Consider the following 21339-nt stretch of genomic DNA (forward strand, 5'->3'; position numbering starts at 1 on the left):
CGGTGGCGTTGCTCGGCAAGCCAAGATCGAGATTTGTTTAACCCGAACTTCATGCCTTGTTGGGGCCGCCGACCACATTTCTCATTACCTCGTTCCAGCAAAGGTGGAGGGGCACTTCATGAGGATGAGATGGCGAAGCCGGCGTGCAATGGCGCTGCTGACGGCCCTGGTGGTGATCTTCGCGTTCGGGGTCGTGGCCGGTTCCGGCGCCGGGGCGGCGGCGGACCACCGGGGCGATCGGCGCGGCCTGGCAGGTCCTGACGGCCGTGGCCGAGCCGAGACGATGGTGCGGACGCCGTCGCCCGCGCTCAAGCTCAAGGACTGGGCGAAGCAGCAGATCAGCGCCGACAAGCAACGGCGCAGGAATCCCCGCGCGACCAAGCCGATCCCCGGCCTGAAGATCACCTCGAAGACGGCCGGCCAGACCGGACTGGCCGCGCGCGCCGCAGACACGACCTCAGCGCTGATCCTTTACGACACGACCGGACCATACGGGTTCCTCGGCGAGCTGTACGGGATGGCCACCGCCAACCTGGCCGGGCGCTTCGGCGAGGTCACCGCCAAGCCGGTCTCGCAGTACACCGCCGGCCAGGTCGAACAGCACACCGCGACCATCTACATCGGCTCGACGTACTACGGCGGCGGCATCCCCGACGCCATCCCGGACGCCTTCTACAGCGACGTCGCCACCACCGCCAAACCGGTCATCTGGATCAACGACAACATCTGGACGCTGGCCAACAAGATCGGTATCGCCAACTTCACGGCCAAGTACGGATGGGACCCGACCAACTCCTACTTCGACCCGATCGGAGACGTCACCCGGGTCGACTACAAGACCCAGCCGCTGACCCGTACCGTCCCGGACGGCGGCGACAACGGCGTCCTGCGGCCGTACGTCACCAACCCGTCCCTGGTGACCCCGCTCGCGATCGCCAACGACACCAGCACCACGCCGGCCACGACGTTCCCGTGGGCGCTGCGGTCGTCCAACCTGACGTATCTCGGCGAGATCCCGTACTCCTACGTGAACGAGACCGACCGGATCATCGCCTGGCACGACCTGCTGTTCGACGCGCTCGCGCCGAACACGCCCACCCGGCACCGCGCGATCCTGCGGCTGGAGGACATCAGCCCGAACAGCGATCCCAACCAGCTGATGAACATCGCCCGCTACCTGGCCGGCCAGCGCATCCCGTACGCCTTCCAGGTGATCCCCGTCTACACCGACCCGAACGGCGAGTACAACGACGGTGTGCCTGAGACCGTCACGCTGGCGCAACGGCCACTGGTCGTGAACGCGCTCAAGTACATGCTCGCCAACGGCGGCCGCATCGTCGCCCACGGCTACACGCACCAGTACAAGAACGTGGCCAATCCTTACAACGGCGTCACCGGCGACGACTTCGAGTTCTTCCGGGCGCACGTCAACGTCGACGACTACGTGATCTTCGACGGTCCGGTGCCGGAGGACTCCGAGACCTGGGCCGACGGCAGGATCGCGGCGGGCAAGGCGGAGTACGGGCCGGTCGGGCTGCCGGTGCCGACGATCTGGACGACTCCGCACTATGCCGCGTCGGCGCTGGACTACGGCGTCATCAAGCAGCACTACGCCGCACGCCTGGAGCGCAGCCTCTTCTTCTCAGGCCAGCTCTCCGGCGGGCCGGTCGATGGCCAGCGCTACATCGGCCAGTTCTTCCCGTATCCCGTCCGTGACGTCAACGGCGCGACCGTTCTGCCGGAGAACCTCGGCAACTACGAGCCCGAGTCGCAGAACAACCACCCGGCCCGGTTCCCCGCCGACATCATCCGCGCTGCCCGCTACAACCTGGCCGTCCGCGACGGCTTCGCCAGCACCTTCTACCACCCGTACTACCCGGTGGCCCCCCTGCGCGAGATCGTCCGCGGGATCCGCGACCTCGGCTACACCTTCGTCGACCCCGCGACCCTGATCCCGTGACGCATCGATCCCGTGAACGCATCGGTCCGTGAACGCACCGAACCCGTGAACGCACCGATCTCGTGAACGCATCGATCCCATGAATCCCGTCGATTCCGTGACTCCGTCCGAGAGCCGATAACCGCACATGCACGACTGCTGCTGGTGGCGCCCCGAGCTTCAGCTGGGGCGCCACCAGCGGCGTAGGACTTGTTCGGCGGGTTTTCCATGCGGGCTGTACGAGAGGTCCGGCGGGGTCTCGGCGGCGTCCGGCCAGTCGTCCCACATCCACCAGTGAACGCCCGCCCACCACGGCCGCCCCGCGCAGCTTGCCAGCAGGGCCTCGTAGGCCGCCGCCTGCTCGGCGTTCCCGTTCGACTTGCTCAGATCCCACGCGTACGGCTCGGTCGTCGTCCCGCGCTGGCTCACGTATCCCGCCTCGGTGAACAGAACGGGCCGCCGCCGTTCGGCTGCGAAGCGCCCCACCTTGTCGAGGATCGGCTGCCAGGCGCGGCGCAGCGCGGCGACGTCGGTGGTGGCGTGCGGAGCCAGCGGCCAGTACGCGTCGATGCCGATCAGGTCGACGGCGTCCCAGAACGCGACGTCCTCGAACTCGTCGTAGTTCGCCGCGTACACCAGCGGCCCGCCGAAACGAGCACGCACCGACCGCACCACCGCGAGCCAGTCGGCTCGGTCGCCCGACATCCCGGCCAGCTCGGTCCCCACCGCCAGCTCGGCGACGCCGGTCTCGCGTGCCAGGTCGGCGTAGCGCACGATGAACCGGGTGTACGAGGCGTACCAGCGGGCGCGGTCATCCTTCCGCGGCCGGATCGCCGACCGGTCCTGGTCGCCGGGCAGGTTGACGTGCGGCTTCAGCATCACCTTGAGTCCGGCTCGCCGCGCCAGACCGATGATGTGCCGGAGGCTCGCGTGGCTGGCCGTCTCCTCCGTCGTGTGCAGGTCGGTTGATTGCGGCGAGTCCTGGTACCAGGTCGGATTGAGCTGGATCCAGCGCGCGCCGGTCTTCGCGATCGCCTGGACGTAGGAACGCGCGGCAGGGCTCGCGTAGTCGTCGGTGTTCCACGAGGGCAGGGCGATGCCGCGCCGCTCTTCAGCTCCCACTCGGACCCCCGCCTTCGCTCCCGCCCCCGCCTTCGACCGCGCCTTCGACCCCGGCCCCGCCTTCGATCCCGCGTCGGCGCTCTGGTGACCTGGTCGCGGTGATTTTTTGCCGGATCCGGGCTCCGAGACCGAGCACGCGGCGACGATCCCCAGGATGATCAACAGGCCGGCCGTGCGGCCGCGCTCCCTCCCTCTCACCCGTCCCATTGCAGCATCCGGATATGGCCTAGGCGTAACACTTTCCCGACCCGATCCGGCCACGGCCCGGGGCGACTGTGACTGTCGAGACAGCCGGTGGTACGGGGAGTAGCCGCCACTTGCGTGGCCGACCGTGTCCCAAATACCCCCAGTGGGGCCCGCCGTTTGGGGGCCTACAGATCGGCCCGAGTCGATCTATCGGGACGCCTGTTTCGAGGGTTGTCGCTGGTCCGTGGGGCAACGCGACCTTCCGGTGTGCAACCGGATCTCTGTGGCGTTCGGGAGGCTCGTAGCTGACTGTGGTTGAGCCTAGCCAGCTTCGTAGCTGACTGTGGTCGATCCAAGCCAGGTATTGGAACTGAGTGCCCGGAATATTCCGCTGCCCTTTATTCCGGCGGTGACGGATCGATTTACAAGGCGCCAGAAGGGCTGTTCAGATAGTCAACTTTGGGGGTGTGTACGAGGCATTGGTTTGGCTGTATGTTGCGTTGTGCTCGTCCTCCGGTGGCCACCGCGATCGATTCAAAGCCCGTCCCGGGTAAAGGAGGAACGCTGTGGGCAACGCGACAACAATATCCAACGGTGAGCTTCAAACGTGGCTCATTGACCGGATCGCTTTCTACCTCGACAAGCCGGCCGAAAGCATCGACCCCGCGGTCGAGCTGGCCCGTTACGGCGTCGACTCGGTCTACGCCATCAGCATCATCAGCGACATCGAAGACCACCTCCAGGTGGAGGTCGACCTGGACGAGGCGCGCCGCCGGGAGACGGTGGACTCGCTGACCGACTATCTGCTCGACCTCATAGGCCGATGAACGGCTGGCCCGACGACTACACCGCCCGCCGTCACCTGGTGGTCTTCGGAGACAGCGTCGCCGTGGGGCAGAACGACCCGGACCCGTCCGGAGGCTGGATCGGGTGGGCCGGCCGCCTCGCGGTCCACCTGGACATGCCGCGCGGGCACGTCGCGAACGCGGCGCGGGTGGGTGCGGTCATCGCCGACGTGGTCCGGGACCAGTTGCCCGCGGTCGAGCACCTCAGGCCCGGCCTGGTGGTGATCAACTGCGGCATGAACGACGCGCTCAACGGGTTCCAGAACGCCGACGTCGCGGACCGCCTCGAGGAGGTCTTCGACTGGTCCGCGCGCATGGGCGCGGCGGCCATCGCCGCCCCCGTACCGCACCCCCCGTTGCTCTACCACGGCCTGATGTCCGACTTCAGAAAGAAACGAGTGCATCAACGAATTCACGAGTTCAACGACGCGCTCAGTCGGAGTGCGAAGGCCTCCGGGATGACATTTCTCCCGCCGGAGGCGGTGCCCAGAGTCGACCATCCATCGCTCTGGAGTCCAGATGGAATCCATCTTAATTCCGAAGGGCACGCCTATGTCGCGGAGGTGATCGCGGACATCGCCAGAGACCTGCTCAGCGCGCGAACGATCTGAACCGATGATCGACCCGACGATCCACGCGAACGATCGATTTCGATGACCGGCTTGGCCGATCTTCGAGAGCGATCCGAGCGAACGATCAGAGTTCACGATCCTTTCGTGCGGCGAGCTGAGCGGACGACCTGATCCTCGGGGGACAGTCACCGTCTGGGGTTAGAGATGAAGAGACCATTCTCCTTCGCCCACGTCACCCGCATCGCGCAGTCGACGATGTTCCTGCTGCTCGCGCCGATCCTGCTCGTGCAGGCTCGCCGGACGGCCCGCAACACGCCGCGGCTCGACCCGGCGACCGGTGCCGAGACCGGCGTCACCACCGGCACCGCGCCCGCGTTCCGCCTTCTCGTGATCGGTGAGTCCACGGCCGCGGGAGTGGGCGCCTCGGCGCACGCCGAAGCGTTGCCGGGCTTCCTCGCCGATGCCCTGCGCCATCATCTCCGCCGCAGCGTCGCCTGGTCGGTCAACGGCAAGAACGGCGCCACGGTCCGCAGGGTCATCACCGATCTGGTGCCGGCTTCGAACGGCTTCTCGAACGGCTTCTCCTCGAACGGCTTCTCCTCGAACGGCTTCGGCCCGGACCTCGTGGTGGTCACCGTCGGGATCAACGACCTGATCCGGCGCCGCCCCCTGAAACGCTGGGCCGCCGACCTGTCCGAGCTCATCACCGCTCTGCGCGGCAGGTATCACCATGCCAGCGTGGTCGTCGCGGGGATGCCGCCCGTTCACCGGTTTCCCGCGATCCCGCAGCCGCTGCGCATGATGCTGGGCGCCCAGGCGCGGGCCATGGACAGGATCATGCAGGAGGTCACGCACGCGCACGGCGCCTACCACGTGCCCATGGACGAAGGAATGGCGCGCGACCGCCGGCTCTTCGCCTCCGACGGGTTCCATCCGTCACCGGCCGGCTACCGGGTCTGGGCACGCGACCTGGCCCTGGCCGTCTCCTCGCCTGCGGCGTACCCCCCATGGCCGCCGGCCCCATGGCCTCCACGTTCCACATGGCCCCCACGTCACGTCCATCCGGTGCGTTCGGCGAGCTGAAAAGCGCCGACGTTCCCGCAGCGTCGACGCTCCCTACAGCGCCGACGTTCCCCAAAGTGCCGACGCATCCCCGCAGCGCCGACGCTCCCCCGACAAATGTGCAGGTCTCCCAACGATGCAGCACGCCCACACGACGCGGGCGCCCGAACTGCCAGCGCCTGGAAGGCGCGGGTGCTTCGGAGGGCCGGCGTCCGACCTCTGGCGAGTGCCGGCGCGGTGTCGACGGTGCCGGCACACCCCGAACGGCGTCGCTTCACGCAAAGGAGCAGCGAACGTGACCGTTCCTGGAACATTCCGTGCCGCGGTGGAGTCCAAGGACCTCGCCGCGATCACCGGGACGCTGGACCCCGCCATCGAGTTCCACAGCCCCGTGATGGTGAAGCCCTACGAGGGCCTGGACTCGGTCACCGAGCTGATTCGGGTTCTTCTCGAGGTCTTCGAGGACTTTCACTACACCGACGAACTGGTGGGATCCACCACGGCCGGCCGGCCGAGCCGGTTCGGCCTCCCGCCGGCGCAGGCACTGATCTTCAACGCCCGGGTCATGGGCAAGCACGTGCAGGGACTCGACCTGATCAGGTTCAACGATGCCGGACTCGTCACCGGCCTGACCGTCATGGTCCGGCCTCTGCCCGCGGCGATGACACTCGCGCGGCTCGTCGGAAGGCGGATGGAGCGACACGAGTCCGCCTGACTCAGACCAGCAAGAGGGAGTCGAAAGATGGAAAGCCAGGTCACCGTCCGCGCGAGATCGGGTCGCGCGGCGCTGAGTCCGGCGCACCGGATCGCCGCCGATCTGGACGCCTACCTCGGTGATCCCATGGACGATGGCGCCGCCCCGTTCTCGTACCAGGCCATCGTGGAAGCCGAAGAGCGCGACGAACTGCCGCGCGGGGCGGTCGAGGCGGTAAGGAACTGGGGCTTCCCCGCGTACCTGGTGCCGTGCCATCTCGGCGGGCGCCTGGCGACGTTGGAGGAACTGTTCTTCGTCACCCGCGGCATCTCGCGGCGCAGCGTCACGCTCGCGGTGATGTACGGGTCCGGACTGCTGGCCGTGAACCCCGTGTGGCTGTGGGGTGACGAACGCCAGCAGCGGACCGTCGCCGACGGCGTCCTCGGCGGCGCCCTCGCCTGCTTCGGCGTCTCCGAGGCCGACCACGGCAGCGATGTCATGGCCTGCGAGGCGGAGGCCGAGCGGCAGGAGGGCGAGCTGATCCTGTCCGGCACCAAGTGGCCGGTCGGCAACGCCACCCGGGGGCGCTTCGTCACCACGTACGCGCGCACTGGCTCCCGGGACTTCTCACTCATCCTGGTCGACAAGGACCAGCTCGATCCGGAGACCTGGTTCGTGCTCCCGCCGGTCAGGACGGTGGGGCTGCGCGGGCACGACCTCAGCGGCATCGTGTTCACGGGTGCGCGGCTTCCGGCCGACCGGGTCATCGGGCGGCAGGGGTCCGGCCTCGTCCAGACGCTGAAGACGCTGCAGATCACGCGGACGGCGATCGCGGCGCTGTCGGTCGGCACCATCGACGCGGTGGTGCGGATCGGGATGGAGTACGCGCGCCAGCGCACGCTCTACGGCGCCGACATCTACCAGATCCCGGTGATCCGCGATCACCTGATCAAGGCGCATCTCGACCTGCTCATCGCCGAGTGCGTCGCGATCCCGGTGACCCGCAGCCTGACCGTCGCCCCAGCACGGCTCAGCCTGTGGTCGTCCATCGTCAAGTACTTCGTGCCCGTGCTGGGAGAAGAGGTCGTTGCCAGCATTGGCACGGTCCTGGCGGCACGCGGCTACCTGCGGGAGGGCGTCGCCCACGGCGTCTTCCAGAAGCTCCAGCGCGACCACGCGATCGCGAGCATCTTCGAGGGCACGACGCACGTCAACCTGTCGAACGTCGCCGGGCAACTGCCGTACCTCGTCACCTCTCCCGAGGTCACAGGCGAGGAGGACGAGCTGCTGGCGGACCTCTTCCGCTGGACGCGCATCCCGCCCGCGTGGCGCCCCGACGGCCGGCGGCTCCAGCTCACGAACGAGGGCCTGGACGAGATCGGGCAGCGGTTCGAGGCGACCGCGTACGAAGTCCTCACCGAGGCCAAGGTGCACGCCGCACCGGGCGTGGCGGAGGAACTCGCCGATCTCCTGTCCCGCATCGCCGACCTGCGCGCCGACATGCACGCGGGCGTCCACGAGGCCGAGGGCGACACGACCTCGGTGGCGGCGCTGGGACGGGCACGGCGGTACTGCGAGATCCACGCGATGGTCTCGTGCATGCTGACCTGGCTGCACAACCGGGACGACTTCGGAGGGGCGTTCGCCGACGGGGGCTGGCTCGTGCTCTGCCTGCAGCGCCTCCTGCAACGCGTCCAGCCCGATACCGAGCTGACCGAGGACCATCTGGCCGTGATCGAGGCGGCGATGTTCAAGGGGTTCGGTGAGCGCCGCTGGTTCTCGCTGCTCTCCCTGGCCGCCGAAGACGCGCCCGACCCGCGGGCCGGGGTGTGATCCGCCGTGCGGTCACGCGACGGCCTCGCCGGGGGCGCGGGATTCAGCGGGAGATCCAGCGCGAGATCCAGCGCTCGTTTCAATGCGGGCTTCAGCGGCGGATTCGTCTCCGTCGTACGGGAGAACGCGGCGTCCTACGGCGACCGGCGCTGCTTCACGTTCGTCAGCGAGGAACGCGGACCGGGCCGGACGTACCGGGAGACCGAGCTGGGGTTCGCCGAGCTCGACCGCCGCGCCCGCGCGCTGGCCGCGCGCCTGCAGGCGTACGACCTTCAGGACCGGGCCGTCATGTTGCTCTATCCGGAGGGCCTGGAGTTCGTGACGGCGTTCCTGGGCTGCCTGTACGCCCGCGTCCTCGCCGTACCGGCGCCGCTGCCCGATCTCGACGCCGGCCGTTCGGGGCGTACGCGGCGGATCATCGCGGACGCCGACATCCGCTGGGTCCTCACCGACCGGGCGCATCGCGGACCCCTGGAGAAGTGGCTCGCGGACGCGGGCCTGGCGGGTGACGTCGGGTGCCTGGACACCGAGACCGACGTGGGCGCCCACCCCGGCGACTGGTCGACGCCGGACATCGGCCCTGACACGCTGGCGTTCCTGCAGTACACGTCGGGCTCGACCAGCGAACCCAAGGGCGTGATGGTCTCCCACGGCAACCTGCTCTACAACGCCGAAGAGATCAAGCGCCGCATCCAGGGCTGCCCCGACACGATCGGTACCGGCTGGGTGCCGCACTACCACGACATGGGCCTGGTCGGTCAGTTCCTGCAGCCGCTCTACCTCGGGTGCCGGTACGTGTTCACGTCGCCGATCACGTTCATCAAGCGCCCCGTCCTCTGGCTGGAGCTCGTCACCCGGCACCGCGCGACGATCATGCTGGCGCCGAACTTCGGGTACGAGCTGTGCCTGCGGCGGATCACCGACCGGCAGCTGGAGGGGCTTGAGCTGAGCTCGCTGCGGACGGCCAAGAACGGCGCTGAGCCCGTCCGCGCCGAGACGCTGCGGCGGATGGTCGCACGGTTCGGCCCCGTCGGGTTCCGGCCGGACGTCTGGATGCCCTGCTACGGCATGGCCGAGACGACGCTCCTCATCACCGGAGCCTCGTTCGGCGGCGGCGCCGTCGTCCGTGACTTCGACGCCGACGCCCTGACCCACGACCAGGCAATCCCCCTCGACACCCCACCCGCTACGGATGACCGACCGGCCACCGACGCGGACGACCCTGCGGAACGGGGTGTTCGGCGGCTGGTCGGCAACGGGAGTCCGGTCACGCTGGACGTGCAGATCGTCGGGCCGGAGAGCGGGGTCGTGCGGCCGCCGGGGCGCGTGGGGGAGATCTGGGTGCGTGGCGGCAGTGTCGCCAAGGGGTACTGGAACAGGCCCGATCAGACACGCGAGACGTTCCACGCGTTCACCGCTGACGGGGCCGGGCCGTACCTCCGTACGGGCGATCTCGGCTTCGTCGTGGACGGGGAGCTGTACGTGACCGGGCGCATCAAGGATCTGATCATCGTCAACGGGCGCAACATCCACGCCCACGACCTGGAGGAGGCAGCCCAGGCAGCCAACCCGAAGGCGCGCAACACCGCCGCGTTCTCGATCGACACCGGCGTGGAACAGGTCGTCATCGTGCAGGAGGTGAGCACCGCACCGGGCGGGGAGGCTCCACTGTGCGACCTGGCGGCTCGGACCAAGGCCCGTGTCGCCCGTGCGTTCGACCTGCCGGCGCTCAGCGTCGTGCTCGCCGGACGGGGTGCGATCCGCCGTACGACCAGCGGAAAGATCCAGCGTGGGCTCACTCGGCAGGCCCTGCTGGACGGGAAGATCAACACGCTCGTAACTGATCTTCAACCAGATGTGTCAAAACAAATTAGTCAAAAACGAGACTAGGTATGTCTTTGCCTGATAAAGTCACAGATCACCCGGTGCACAGAGTGGAGAGAAGACGGGCCATGGCGCTACGTCACGCGGTTCTCGCAGCCCTGCTGGACGGCGAGTACAGCGGTTACCAGCTCGCCAAGATCTTTGACCTGTCCGTCTCCAACTACTGGCACGCCGTTCCCCAGCAGCTCTACGCGGAGCTGACCAAACTGGAGTCCGAGGGACTGATCACCGGTCGGCGGATCATCCAGCACGACCGCCCCAACAAGCGGGTGTTCACCGTCACCCAAGCCGGGATCGACGAGTTGGAACGTTTCGCCGCGGTACCCGCCAAGCCGGGGATCATCCGCGAAAACCTCCTGGTCATGGTACAGGCCGTGGACCACATCTCCACGCCCGCCGTGATCGCACAGCTTGAGGACCGTGCTCTGGCCTCCGCCGCCAAGATCGCGATCTTCGAGCGCACTCTCGAGCACCTTCGTGGTGATCTCGACGAGGAGACCTATCTGCGTACCGGTTCTCCAATCGGGCCCTACCTGACGTGTCTGCGTGGGCTCCGATTCGAGCAGGAGAACCGAGAGTGGTTCGAGAGCACTGCCCAACTGCTGCGCGACCGAGCAATCGCGCACGCCGAGGAAGGCAAGCCATCGTGACCCCCGGCCCCACGCCACGCCCGCGCGGGAACCGGTCGCCACGCCCCAGCCGAGGAGGCGTTCATGACGGGCGAACACCGCACGATAGAGCGACCTAGCAACACAGCCGAGCCACACGCCGAGGCGCACGCCGCGCCCATCGCGCCCCGCGTGGCGCACCTGCCCACCGCGCCGTCCGCGGCCGCGGTCAGGGCCCACTCTCCCTCCACGTCCCCCACGGTCACGGCGGCCGCCCCGCCTGCCGTGCTCGCGGTGGCGGAGCCCCCGGAGCTCCAGCCAATGGAACTGCTCGAACCGCAGCAAGTGCTCTTGGGCGAGCTGAACCTGCCGCCGGTGCACGCGTCCGTGCCCCTGGCCCGCGGATTCAGCCGTTCCATCACCACCGGCTGCCAGATCCCGGACGTCCGGGACGACGCCGAAGTGCTCGTCTCCGAACTGGTCACCAACGCCGTGCAGCACGCCGCGGCGTCCGGTGCCACGCTGTGCCTGCGCATGCTCCGCGTCGGTACCCGGCTCCGGATCGAGGTCCACGACCCGAGCCCTGTCCTTCCGCGCGCCGTCCAGGTCAACCTGCTGGAAGAGACCGGCAGGGGATGGTTCCTGGTGGCGATCATCGCGGAACGGCACGGCATCGAGCAGACCTCCGCCGGCAAGTCGGTCTGGTGTGAAGTGCCCGCGTGGCCGTAGCGCCCCGCGTCAGCCCTTCACAGCAAGCCGGCCGGCGGTCCCGCCCTGCCGGTTGACCGGGAGCCCAGGTTCTGGAGCGGAAGAGCATCATGCGCGTTTACATGGCGATGTACGCCGCATCCGACAGACCCCGCAGACGTACAGACCGTCGGCGATAGGGGTGGGGATGCGATGTCTGTGGACTGGTATCGAGCAGACGGAAGACCCGCGACATCGGACGAGGCACAGCGGCTGCTGCTCGACGTGAGATCACGCCTGCTCGCGCAGGACGTCATCCGCGTCGGCCCGGTCGTGGTGGTCGTGTCGACCTGGTTCACCGTGATCGACCAAGGACTCGCGGCGAACGGTCGGCCGCTGTTGTGGCAGACCATCGCCTCCGATCTCACGATGCACGCCGACATCGGCCAGTACACGACGCGGGAGAAGGCGGCCCGCGGGCACGCGGAGGCGGTCGCGATGATCACTGACCGGCTCCGCCGGCTGGTCGCGCGTGCCAACGCGGGGGAGACCTGGTCGGGCGGGCACGAAGGGTGGTCCGCCGCGGGCTGATCCGCCCCGGCGGCGAGACCGCTCGGCCTCGCACGACCCGGCCCCGCACGACCTGACGTGAACGACGCACAACGACGTGCGCCCTCGACTTGAACAACGTACGACAACTTGAACGCCGTACGACGACTTGAACGGCGTACGGCTCGACCTGAACGGCGTACGACGACGTACGACCCGGCTTGAACGACGTACGACCCGGCCTCGAATACCCGACATCGAGAAGAAGGGCGGGCCGAGCCCTGCGGCCCGATCCGACATGAGGGTGAGATCTGATGGGCACCAAGAGCAAGAGCCGGCCGCCCGGCCCGCCCGGGGCGGCCGCCAGGCAGAAGGCACGTGAGAACCCCGGGGGCACGAGGAGGCGAGGCCTGCCGATTCGCCTGCGGATCACGGTGCTGCTGCTCGTGCCGCTGATGTCCCTGGTCGCCCTCTGGGGATTCGCCGCCAACATCACGCTGGGCCCGGCGATCGACAAGTACGACTTCTCCACCACCTACGAGAAGGTCGGCCTGCCCGGCCTCTTCCTCGTCAACCAGCTCCAGCAGGAACGTTCGCTGAGCGTCGTCGCGGTGAGCACCCGGAAGCCCGCGGACAAGCAGAAACTCGGTGCGCAACGCGCCCGCGCGAGCGCCGTGCAGGACGCGTTCCGCAAGTCGGCGTTCTCGCCCGAGGCCACGGACGCGGCGAAGGCCGACACCGGCCAGCGGCTGGCCGAGGCGATGAAGGCCCTGGACCGGCTGCCTGCGCTGCGGGCCAAGGTCGACACGGGGCAGATCGGGACGCTGGAGCTCATCGAGTCCTACGGCAACATCCTCGACCGCGTCATCCTGGTCTTCAGCGGTCTGGTCATCGTCAACGACCTCGACATCTTCGAACAGGGCCGCGCGCTCATCAGCGTGGGCAACGCGCGCGCCTACATGCTGCGCCAGGACGCGCTGATCTCCGCTGCGCTCGCGAAGGGCGGCAGGCTGAGCGACGAGGAGAAGCTCGCCTTCGCGGAGTGGGCGGCCATCGGGCGGCGTGAGTTCCAGGTCGGGCTCGTGGACATGAACGACGACCTCAGGCGCCCGTTGCAGCAGCTCGGGGCGACCCCGAACTTCCAGCGTTACCGGGCCATCGAGGAGGCCGTGATCAACTCGCGCGGCGACCGGCTGCCGCCGGAGGTCGCCGAGTGGTCGGCGACCGTCGCGCCGCTGTCCCAGGCATGGGAGCAGAAGGTCACCCAGGCCAGCCTCGCGCTGAACGAGCTTGCGAAGCCGATCGGCGAGCGGGTCGTCCGCCGTCTCGTCCTTGTCGGTGGCTTCGGCCTGTTCGCGGTGGTGGCGTCCGTGCTCCTGTCGATCTTCGCCGCCCGCAGCCTGTCGCGTGAGCTGCGCGGGTTGCAGCGCGCCGCCCTCCAGCTGGCCGAGGACCGGCTTCCCAACGTCGTCGCCAGGTTGCGCCGCGGTGAGGAGGTGGACGTCGAGGCCGAGGCGCCGCCGCTCATCATCGGCAAGACCAGGGAGGTCTCCCGCGTGGGCGACGCGTTCACCCGCGTCCAGCACACCGCGATCGAGACGGCGGTCCGCGAGTCGTATCTGCGCGAGGGCATCAGCCGCGTCTTCCTCAACGTCGCCTGGCGCAGCCAGTCTCTGCTCCACCGGCAGCTGCGCATGCTGGACGAGATGGAACGCCGCGCCACCGACCCGGACGTGATGGCGGACCTGTTCCGGCTGGACCACCTCACGACCCGTATGCGCCGCCACGCGGAAGGCCTGGTCATCCTCTCCGGTGCCTCACCCGGCCGGGGCTGGAGCAGGCCCGTCCCCGTCGAGGACGTCATGCGCGCCGCCATCGCCGAGGTGGAGGACTACACGCGCGTGGAGGTCGTCGTGCTGTCCGCCGAGGCCGCGCTGATCGGGGAGGCCGTGGCGGACGTCGTCCACCTGCTCGCCGAGCTCATCGAGAACGCCACGGTGTTCTCGCCGGCGCCGACCGAGGTGCTGGTCCGCGGCGAGATGGGGGCGAACGGCTTCGCGGTCGACATCGTGGACCGCGGCATCGGGCTCGACCAGGCCGAGCTGAACGCCCTCAACCTGCGGTTGTCGCGGGCGCCCGAGTTCGACCTGGCCGTCACCGACCGGCTCGGCCTGTTCGTCGTCGCCCGCCTCGCGGGGCGGCACGGGATCCGGGTCGCGCTGCAGCCGTCGGTGTACGGCGGCGTCTCGGCGGTCGTGCTGATCCCGCGTGAGCTCATGGTGGACATCGACCAGCCCGAGGACGAACGCGAATCCGCCATCAACGGCTCCAACGGGGTCGCCGCCGACGGTGTGCCCGCCCCGCGGCAGGCGCCGGACGCGATGCCGAACGGCTCCGGCCCCTCCGGGGGGAACGGCCACACCCCATCGACCGCAGACCAGGGAAACGGTCAGCGGCAGGCACTGCTCAAGTCCAAGGCGATGCTGAACGCTCCGACGCCCTTCGACGCGCCCGCGTCCCCCGTTCAGGGGACGGGAGCGGACGCGCCACCGTCGTTCGGGACCCCCGCACCGCCCGCCGCACCGGATCCGTCCGCGCCGCCCGCCCCGTCGCCTTCACCGGGCTCACCCGAGGCGCCGACCTGGACTTCGAACACACCCGAGGCGCCGACCTGGGCTTCGGACACACCCGCGTGGGGCAACGAGACGCCGACGTGGTCGGCGACCGACACACCGAGGTGGGGCACGGAGGCTCCGACGTGGGCGTCCGAACCCGCCGACCGGCCGTCCCCGTTCTCCTCGCCGGTGTCGTTCGGCGAACCGATGGCCACTCCGCACGCGCAGCCGGGTTCCGGTTCGCGGGCCCCGCTGCCGCGGCGGACCAGGAGAGCCAGCCTGGCGCCGCAGCTGCGCAGCGATGAGCCGTCAGCCGCGTACCAGCCGGACGACACGCTCGTCGCCTGGGAGGAACGTTCGGCCGAGGCGTCCCGGGACCTGTTCGCCGATCTCCAGGCGGGCTGGATGCGCGGCCGGGACGAGGACGAGGGACCGTCCGATTACGCAGAGGGAAGGGGAGGACCGACATCATGACGCAGCAGGGAGTGGGGACCGAACTGAATTGGCTGCTCAACGACCTCGTCGACCGCGTGCCCCAGGTGCGCAAGGTCGTCGTGCTGTCGAGGGACGGCCTGGTGATGGGATCGTCGCGGGACGTGGGCCGCGAGGACTCCGAATACCTGGCCGCGCTGGCGGCCGGCTTCCACAGCCTGGCGATCGGCGCCAAGCCGCAGCTGGACTCCGGTGAGATCCGGCAGACCATCATCGAGATGGACAAGGGACTGTTCTTCGTGGTCCCGGCCGGTGCCAACAGCTGCCTGGCGCTGCTGAGCGAAGTGGGCGCGAACGCCGGTCTCGTCGCGTACGAGATGACCATGCTGGTCAAACGCGTCGGCCGGCAGCTCTCCACGGGGCTGAGACCGCGCGGCCCGGGAACGGAATCCGGGTGAGCGGAGATGGAGCCGAGCGTCTCCGGTGGCCCCCGCGGCCCGGGAAGGGAGCGGTGGATCGACGAGGCCGCCGGTCCCGTGGTCCGGCCGTACGCGATGACACGGGGCCGGACCCGGCCCCGTGGCGAGCCGCTCGACCTCGTCACCATCCTCGTCGCGATCGGCCGCGCGCCCGCTGAGCCCGGCCGCCTCACCCGCGAGCAGCGGCGGATCCTGTGGCTCTGCCGCCGCCCGCACACCATCGCCGACCTGGCCTCCGATCTGGATCTGCCGTTCGGCGTGCTCCGGGTGCTGGCCGGGGACCTCCTCGATTCGGGCCTGGTGGGCATCCAGCGCTGGACCTCGCCCGCCGCCCAGACCGATCAGAACCTGCTCAGGAGGGTTCTCGATGAACTCCGCGCGCTCTGACGAACTGCACGATCCGGTCGACGGCCGGTCCGACGACGAGCACGACGGCCCGCGGGTCGCGCTCAAGATCCTCGTGGCCGGCGGCTTCGGGGTCGGCAAGACGACCCTGGTCGGCGCGGTCAGCGAGATCCGCCCGCTGCGCACCGAGGAGGCCCTCACCGACGTGAGCGTCGGCATCGACGACCTGGAGGGCGTCGCGGCCAAGCGCACGACGACCGTGGCGATGGACTTCGGCCGCATCACGCTGCGGGACGGTGTCGCGATCTACCTGTTCGGGACGCCGGGGCAGGAGCGGTTCTGGTTCATGTGGAACGAGCTGTCGCGCGGTGCGCTGGGCGCCGTGGTGCTGGCCGACACCCGGCGGCTCACGGCCAGCTTCGCCTCGATCGACTACTTCGAGGAGAAGGGCACGCCGTTCGTGGTCGCGGTGAACTGCTTCGACGACGCCGACCGGTACGAGTCGAACGAGATCCGCGGCGCGCTCGACATCGATCCGCACGTCCCCGTCATCCTCTGCGACGCGCGCCGGGCCGACTCGGCCAAGAAGGTGCTCGTCGGCCTCGTCGAACACGCACTGCGACTGGCGGGTGCCGCCCCCGCTGGCCGGTAGAGGCCAGCTTTCGCGTCCCGGAGGCGTCCTGGAGACGCCCCGAGGCGCCCGGAGCCGTTCGGATCCGGGGCGAGGAGGGCGGCGAAAATGCCCGGTTGTGGCCAGCGTCTGGGCGCGAGTGGAGGTCGCGGCCAGAGGCCGGCCCTGCCGGAGGGGCAGACGGTCGTCCGGAGGGTCAGCCGGTCGGCTCCGAGACCGGGGCTCCGGCCGTGGGATCGGTCGCCGGAAGGTCCGGGATCACCCCCGGGAGCTGCGTGTTCTCTTCCGGCGGCTCCAGCGGCGGACGCATGATGACCTCGTTCACGCCGACGTCGTGGCCGGCCTCGCAGCGGACCTCCGCCATGACCGCCTCGCCGCAGTCGGCGTGGACGAGGGCGACCATCCGCCCTTCCTCGCTCTCGAGGTAGATGTCGCCCCATTCCATGAGGCTGACCAGGGTGGGCGCCAGGGCGAGGCCCGCCTTGGTGAGGTGGTACTCGTAGCGGGTTCGCTGTCCGGGTTCCTGGTACGGCTCCTTGCTGAGCAGACCGAAGTTGACCAGATGTCGCAGCCGGTCGGTGACGGCGGATTCGGTCATGCCGAGGTTCCGTACGAAGTCGCCGAAACGGCTCGTACCGAGGTACGCCTCGCTCAGCACCAGCACGGCCGACGGCGGGCCGATCGCCGCAAGTGTCCTGGATACGGGGCAGTTCTGCATCGACCAGGTGGTGCGGTCGGCGAAGTGCCCCTGAAGTGCGATGGTCACCTACGCGATTATACGCGGAAGAACATGCTGACTTGTATTGACCGCAGTCAGCGGGAATCGCTACGCTAGCTAACTATGGGTGATCAAAGTCAGGTGCGTCCGCGAATCGCCCTCGCGGTACTCTCCGTGGCCAGTTTCATGGCCGGGCTTGACCTGTTCATCGTCAACGTGGCGTTCAACGACATCGGCCGTGACTACCCGGGCGAATCCCTGGCCGATCTCTCGTGGGTCCTCAACGGCTACACGATCGTCTTCGCCGCGTTGCTGGTCCCCCTCGGCAGGCTCGCGGACCGCTACAGCCGCAAGACCGGGCTGCTGCTCGGTCTGCTCCTCTTCGTCGCCGCCTCCCAGGCCTGCGCGCTCGCGCCGTCCCTGTGGTGGCTGGTGGCGTTCCGAGTCCTGCAGGCCATCGGCGCCGCAGCTTTGATCCCCACCAGCCTCGGGCTGTTGTTGTCCGTGTTCCCCCCACAGCGGCGCGCCGCCGCAGTACGGATCTGGTCCGCCTCCTCGGCATTGGCGGCCGCGGCGGGTCCGGCTGCGGGCGGCGTGCTGGTTGAAGCCTCGTGGCGTTGGATCTTCGAGGTGAACGTCCCGATCGGGATCGTCGCGGTGTTGCTCGCGCTGCGCTACGTGCCCGACTCCCGGGACGGCGCGTCCGCTCGCGTCCCCGACCTCACGGGAGCCGTGATCTTGACGATCTCCATAGCGTTGCTCGCGCTCGGGCTCGTGAAGATCAATGACTGGCCGGGCGAGCGGACCGCGATCGTGGTGGCCGTGTCCATGCTGACCCTTGGTGCGTTCTGGCTGCGTTCGTCGCGGCACGCCACACCGGTGATCGAGCCGTCGCTGCTCGCGGTGCGCACCTTCGCCTCGTCGAACGCGGCGATCCTGCTCTTCTGCGTCGCGTTCGCCGGCAACCTGCTGATCGGTGTCCTCTGGATGCAAGAGGTCTGGAACTACTCGGCGATCCAGACCGGGCTCGGCGTGGCTCCCGGGCCGCTCATGGTACCGATCTTCGCACTGGTGGCCGGTCGGATGATCGGCGCGAGGATCCCGGTCGGCGTGGTCACGGCTATCGGCTGCGCGCTCTGCGCGGCCGGCATCGGCATCATGGTGACGAGTCTCGGCCCGACCCCGGCGTACGCGTCAGACCTGCTCCCGGGCTGGCTCGTCGGCGGGGCCGGCGTGGGCGTGGCCCTTCCCACCATCCTGTCGTCCGCGGCGGCCGACCTGCCGTCGCACCGCTTCGCGACCGGCAGCGCGGTGGTCAACATGAGCCGGCAGATCGGCAGCGTCATGGGCGTCAGCCTGGCGGTGGCGGTGCTCGGCACCCCGTACGGCTACCTGGACGCGCACGAGTCCTTCGTCGACGCCTGGCTCGTCATCGGCGCCTTCATGATCGTCGCAGCGTTCGCCGCCCTCGGCATGACCCCGCGCCGGGTCGCACCAGGGCACCGGGTGCCCGACAGGGGACCGGCCGTCGTCACCAGCCCCACAAAGCTGACCTGAGCCGAGGCGCCTGCGGGTCAAGCCCCTGCCCGCAGGCGTCCAACCCCGACACCAGACTGGGCCCCAATCTGCCCGGCGGCCTGCCACCTTGGGTGTAGAACGAAGCGGTGAAAGATCCGCTTACGGCTGCTGGTGTCGGCACCATCGTCGAAGTTGGGCACGGTGCCGGACGGGTTGCGGAGGTCGACCCGGCGGGCGGTATGTGGCGGCCGTGCAGGGCGGGATTGTGACGGTCCATGATGCCGATGCCGGGCTGAACCCAGTGATGTCCTGTGCGCTGAACAGGCCGTTCGATCAGCTTGCCGTCCATCCCGGCGGGGAGAGTATTGCAGTGCTCGGCGAGGATCTGACGGTCGAGTTGCGGCGGCCGGATGGCGCGGTGCAACGGCTACCGAGCAACGTGGCCTACCGGGACGGCGCGATGGAAAAGGCCGACGCAGGGCCTCGGACTCTGACTGGGCGCAGCGTGGCTGGATTCAGTTCACGGCCGACGGCAGATACCTGCTCTTTGGGGAAACTGCACCGGGGGAGCCTGCTCGGTTGCATCTGCTGGATGCGGCAACGCTGGCGCGCTTCGCCGGTGACGACACCATGGTCCTGGCCGTCGCCGACGTGGCGGAGGACCGGTTGCGGCTGTACGGGGCGGTGCCCGGCCAGATGTCGTTCGCCGAAGACATCCCCGGCGAACGGGTGATGGGGCTTGCGTTGCCGGATTCCGGTGAGCTGGTGGTGCTCGACTCCGACGAGTGTCTGTCGACCATTCGCTGGCGTGCTCGCAGGAGCCGACGTTCCCCGGGAGGGAGGATCGGTGCCTCGCTCCCGGGCGGGGCTCGGAATTCAGTCGGCGGTACGGGCGGGGCGGGTCCATACCTGTGCCATCAGGACGGCGCCCGCGCCGAACAGCGCGACGCCGAGGGGGACGTGGACGGCGACGGTGCCGTTGGAGCCGACCGCGAACTGGACGCTGGTGAGCACGAACAGCAGCGCAGTGACGGCCAGGTACCGTCCTGATCCGCGGCCTACGCGCCACACCAGGAGCGCGGCGGTGATCTGCAGGATCAGCGCGAACGTGACGACGCCCCCCGTGGTCTGGTGCAACTGGCTGCCGTCCTCGTTGGCCATGAGTTGTCCGGCGGTGATGCCCTGCACCAGCAGCGCGGTGGTCAGGAACGCCGTGGTCGCCTTCATCAGGCCGAAGAACCGGGGAGGCAGGGCCAGCTCCGCGTGAGCCGGGGAGGGCGGCTTGGTCGGTGATGACATGGGATCATTCCTTGGTGTTGCGGTGATGGGTGGGGTGACAGGCGCAAGCCGCGGCCGCGAAGGACACCCACATCTGTCGGCCGGTAATCCCGCGTCCGCGCTCATGGATCGCTCAGCGCCGATTGAGACGAGTGAGTCCCGGCATCAGGACCTCGCCGACCAGGCGGTCAATGTGATCGTCTGCGATCTCCTCACGGCACATCGTGGGGCGGTGCAGATCGTTCGCGCGGCGTCCTGACGAACACGAGACGCCGGCGCCCCGACCCCTGTAACAACCACGGTCATGTGACGTGGACCACCGACCCTGGGTGTTACAGAACAGTGAGGACCGGCGTCTCGTGTGTGGCGGTCCTAAGAGCGAACAGGCAGGAGCCGGACATGAGCGAACAAACGACGGACACAGCCGGGCCGCTCGATCGTGCCGACCGCGTGGATTTGGCCACCGAGGCGTTCGTTGCGCACCGCAGTCTGTTGTTCACCGTTGCCTACGAGATGCTTGGTTCGGCTGCCGATGCCGAAGACGTTCTGCAGGAGACCTGGCTGCGGTGGGTGGGCGTCGAGCTGGCCACCGTGCGGGAGCAGCGTGCCTACCTGGTACGGATCGTCACCCGGCAGGCGCTGGACCGGCTGCGTGCGCTCGGCCGGCGTAAGGAGTCCTATGTCGGGCCGTGGTTGCCCGAGCCGTTGTTGACCGCGCCTGATGTGGCCGAGGACGTCGAGCTCGCCGAAAGCGTGTCGATGGCGATGATGCTGGTGCTGGAGACGCTTCAGCCGATCGAGCGGGCGGTGTTCGTGCTGCGTGAGGTGTTCGATCTGGACTATGACGAGATCGCCGAAGCCGTCGACAAGAGCCCGGCGGCGGTCCGTCAGCTCACTTATCGGGCACGGGCGCACGTCGCCGCGCGCCGGCCACGCGGCGTTGCCTCCCCGGCTCAGACCCGGGCCGCACTCGGGGCCTTCCAGCGCGCGGTGGAAACCGGCGATCTGCAGAGCCTGCTGGACATCCTCGCGCCGGACGTCGTCGCCCTCAGCGACGGTGGCGGAGTCAAACATGCCCTGCTGCGGCCCATCGTGGGCGCCGACAAGGTGGCCCGCCTGCTGACCGTCGGCTGGTGGAAGCGCGACGCCGAAAGGTCGGTCGAGCTGGTACAGGTAAATGGTGGCCCGGGGCTGCTGGTCCGAGTCAATGGGGAGATCGACGGCGTGGTGGCGGTGCGGGTCGAGAAAGGCTACGTCACCGGCGCCTACCACGTGCGCAATCCCGAGAAGCTGTCGCGTGTGGAGCGGGAGACCGCCCTGAGCCGCTGAGCCCCGCACGACC

At 68.9% G+C, this 21339-nt stretch carries 19 protein-coding genes; 16 read left to right on the forward strand and 3 right to left on the reverse strand.

Translation table 11 applies throughout. From position 1 onward, the window contains the following. Positions 1 to 148 precede the first annotated feature (148 nt). Positions 149 to 1960, forward strand: a complete 1812-nt coding sequence (locus F8566_RS48330) for a DUF2334 domain-containing protein (protein WP_151571029.1) — start codon at positions 149 to 151, stop codon at positions 1958 to 1960. A gap of 159 nt (positions 1961 to 2119) precedes the next feature. Here the strand turns inward: F8566_RS48330 and F8566_RS48335 are convergent, their stop codons facing one another. Continuing rightward, entirely contained in the window at positions 2120 to 3061 is a 942-nt protein-coding gene (locus F8566_RS48335; protein ID WP_151571031.1) for a glycoside hydrolase family 113, read from the reverse strand. A gap of 752 nt (positions 3062 to 3813) precedes the next feature. Here F8566_RS48335 and F8566_RS48340 point away from each other — a divergent pair. The 13 genes from F8566_RS48340 (at position 3814) to F8566_RS48400 (ending at position 16504) form a co-directional block, all read left to right on the forward strand. Then, positions 3814 to 4074, forward strand: coding sequence for an acyl carrier protein (locus F8566_RS48340; protein ID WP_151571033.1), 261 nt, complete (start codon positions 3814 to 3816; stop codon positions 4072 to 4074). Beyond that, a complete protein-coding gene (locus F8566_RS48345) occupies positions 4071 to 4703 on the forward strand; it encodes an SGNH/GDSL hydrolase family protein (RefSeq protein WP_151571035.1) in 633 nt (210 codons plus the stop codon). Before F8566_RS48340 ends, F8566_RS48345 begins: the two co-directional genes overlap by 4 nt. A 165-nt stretch (positions 4704 to 4868) precedes the next feature. After that, positions 4869 to 5747, forward strand: a complete 879-nt coding sequence (locus tag F8566_RS48350) for an SGNH/GDSL hydrolase family protein (protein WP_151571037.1) — start codon at positions 4869 to 4871, stop codon at positions 5745 to 5747. A gap of 274 nt (positions 5748 to 6021) precedes the next feature. Then, positions 6022 to 6441: a nuclear transport factor 2-like protein gene (locus F8566_RS48355; protein ID WP_151571040.1), complete on the forward strand. Its 420-nt coding sequence runs from the start codon at positions 6022 to 6024 to the stop codon at positions 6439 to 6441. A gap of 27 nt (positions 6442 to 6468) precedes the next feature. Next, complete coding sequence (locus F8566_RS48360) at positions 6469 to 8253, forward strand: acyl-CoA dehydrogenase family protein (protein ID WP_151571042.1); 1785 nt, start codon at positions 6469 to 6471, stop codon at positions 8251 to 8253. Positions 8254 to 8259: 6 nt separating this feature from the next. Next, the gene (locus tag F8566_RS48365; protein ID WP_151571044.1) at positions 8260 to 10143 is read left to right on the forward strand and encodes a fatty acyl-AMP ligase; all 1884 of its coding nucleotides are present in this window, start codon (positions 8260 to 8262) and stop codon (positions 10141 to 10143) included. Positions 10144 to 10205: 62 nt separating this feature from the next. Further along, positions 10206 to 10787: a PadR family transcriptional regulator gene (locus tag F8566_RS48370; protein ID WP_151571046.1), complete on the forward strand. Its 582-nt coding sequence runs from the start codon at positions 10206 to 10208 to the stop codon at positions 10785 to 10787. A gap of 63 nt (positions 10788 to 10850) precedes the next feature. Further along, positions 10851 to 11474, forward strand: coding sequence for an ATP-binding protein (locus F8566_RS50700; RefSeq protein ID WP_192810278.1), 624 nt, complete (start codon positions 10851 to 10853; stop codon positions 11472 to 11474). Positions 11475 to 11645: 171 nt separating this feature from the next. Beyond that, a complete protein-coding gene (locus F8566_RS48380; protein WP_151571048.1) occupies positions 11646 to 12023 on the forward strand; it encodes a hypothetical protein in 378 nt (125 codons plus the stop codon). A 272-nt stretch (positions 12024 to 12295) separates the two neighbouring features. After that, positions 12296 to 15070, forward strand: a complete 2775-nt coding sequence (locus tag F8566_RS48385) for a sensor histidine kinase (protein ID WP_151571050.1) — start codon at positions 12296 to 12298, stop codon at positions 15068 to 15070. Next, positions 15067 to 15486 (forward strand): roadblock/LC7 domain-containing protein, encoded by a 420-nt coding sequence (locus tag F8566_RS48390; protein ID WP_151571052.1) that lies wholly within the window; start codon positions 15067 to 15069, stop codon positions 15484 to 15486. Before F8566_RS48385 ends, F8566_RS48390 begins: the two co-directional genes overlap by 4 nt. Positions 15487 to 15492: 6 nt before the next feature. Next, complete coding sequence (locus F8566_RS48395; protein WP_151571054.1) at positions 15493 to 15894, forward strand: DUF742 domain-containing protein; 402 nt, start codon at positions 15493 to 15495, stop codon at positions 15892 to 15894. Continuing rightward, on the forward strand, positions 15875 to 16504 hold the full coding sequence (locus F8566_RS48400; protein WP_151571056.1) for a GTP-binding protein: 630 nt from the start codon (positions 15875 to 15877) through the stop codon (positions 16502 to 16504). The genes F8566_RS48395 and F8566_RS48400 overlap by 20 nt, the downstream gene beginning before the upstream one ends. A 175-nt stretch (positions 16505 to 16679) precedes the next feature. Here F8566_RS48400 and F8566_RS48405 read toward each other — a convergent pair whose 3' ends face one another. Next, positions 16680 to 17249, reverse strand: a complete 570-nt coding sequence (locus F8566_RS48405) for a winged helix-turn-helix transcriptional regulator (protein ID WP_151571058.1) — start codon at positions 17247 to 17249, stop codon at positions 16680 to 16682. A gap of 75 nt (positions 17250 to 17324) precedes the next feature. Between F8566_RS48405 and F8566_RS48410 the strand changes: the two genes are divergently transcribed. After that, entirely contained in the window at positions 17325 to 18758 is a 1434-nt protein-coding gene (locus tag F8566_RS48410; RefSeq protein WP_151571060.1) for an MFS transporter, read from the forward strand. An 837-nt stretch (positions 18759 to 19595) separates the two neighbouring features. On the opposite strand, the gene F8566_RS48415 is transcribed toward F8566_RS48410, so the two are convergent. Then, positions 19596 to 20018, reverse strand: coding sequence for a hypothetical protein (locus F8566_RS48415; RefSeq protein WP_151571062.1), 423 nt, complete (start codon positions 20016 to 20018; stop codon positions 19596 to 19598). A 378-nt stretch (positions 20019 to 20396) separates the two neighbouring features. On the opposite strand from F8566_RS48415, the gene F8566_RS48420 reads away from it, so the two are divergent. Beyond that, positions 20397 to 21326, forward strand: coding sequence for an RNA polymerase sigma-70 factor (locus F8566_RS48420; RefSeq protein ID WP_151571064.1), 930 nt, complete (start codon positions 20397 to 20399; stop codon positions 21324 to 21326). The last annotated feature ends 13 nt before the right edge of the window (positions 21327 to 21339 follow it).

This window comes from Actinomadura rudentiformis (assembly GCF_008923185.1).
Classification (GTDB): domain Bacteria; phylum Actinomycetota; class Actinomycetes; order Streptosporangiales; family Streptosporangiaceae; genus Spirillospora; species Spirillospora rudentiformis.

Bases quoted from the DNA above. Each gene is read 5' to 3' on its own strand.
- F8566_RS48390 (WP_151571052.1), top strand. From the start codon at position 15,067: ATGACGCAGCAGGGAGTGGGGACCGAACTGAATTGGCTGCTCAACGAC.
- F8566_RS48350 (WP_151571037.1), top strand. From the start codon at position 4,869: ATGAAGAGACCATTCTCCTTCGCCCACGTCACCCGCATCGCGCAGTCG.
- F8566_RS48410 (WP_151571060.1), top strand. From the start codon at position 17,325: ATGGGTGATCAAAGTCAGGTGCGTCCGCGAATCGCCCTCGCGGTACTC.
- F8566_RS48420 (WP_151571064.1), top strand. From the start codon at position 20,397: ATGAGCGAACAAACGACGGACACAGCCGGGCCGCTCGATCGTGCCGAC.
- F8566_RS48385 (WP_151571050.1), top strand. From the start codon at position 12,296: ATGGGCACCAAGAGCAAGAGCCGGCCGCCCGGCCCGCCCGGGGCGGCC.
- F8566_RS48330 (WP_151571029.1), top strand. From the start codon at position 149: ATGGCGCTGCTGACGGCCCTGGTGGTGATCTTCGCGTTCGGGGTCGTG.
- F8566_RS48380 (WP_151571048.1), top strand. From the start codon at position 11,646: ATGTCTGTGGACTGGTATCGAGCAGACGGAAGACCCGCGACATCGGAC.
- F8566_RS48360 (WP_151571042.1), top strand. From the start codon at position 6,469: ATGGAAAGCCAGGTCACCGTCCGCGCGAGATCGGGTCGCGCGGCGCTG.
- F8566_RS48370 (WP_151571046.1), top strand. From the start codon at position 10,206: ATGGCGCTACGTCACGCGGTTCTCGCAGCCCTGCTGGACGGCGAGTAC.
- F8566_RS48395 (WP_151571054.1), top strand. From the start codon at position 15,493: ATGGAGCCGAGCGTCTCCGGTGGCCCCCGCGGCCCGGGAAGGGAGCGG.
- F8566_RS48415 (WP_151571062.1), bottom strand. From the start codon at position 20,018: ATGTCATCACCGACCAAGCCGCCCTCCCCGGCTCACGCGGAGCTGGCC.
- F8566_RS48400 (WP_151571056.1), top strand. From the start codon at position 15,875: ATGAACTCCGCGCGCTCTGACGAACTGCACGATCCGGTCGACGGCCGG.
- F8566_RS50700 (WP_192810278.1), top strand. From the start codon at position 10,851: ATGACGGGCGAACACCGCACGATAGAGCGACCTAGCAACACAGCCGAG.
- F8566_RS48345 (WP_151571035.1), top strand. From the start codon at position 4,071: ATGAACGGCTGGCCCGACGACTACACCGCCCGCCGTCACCTGGTGGTC.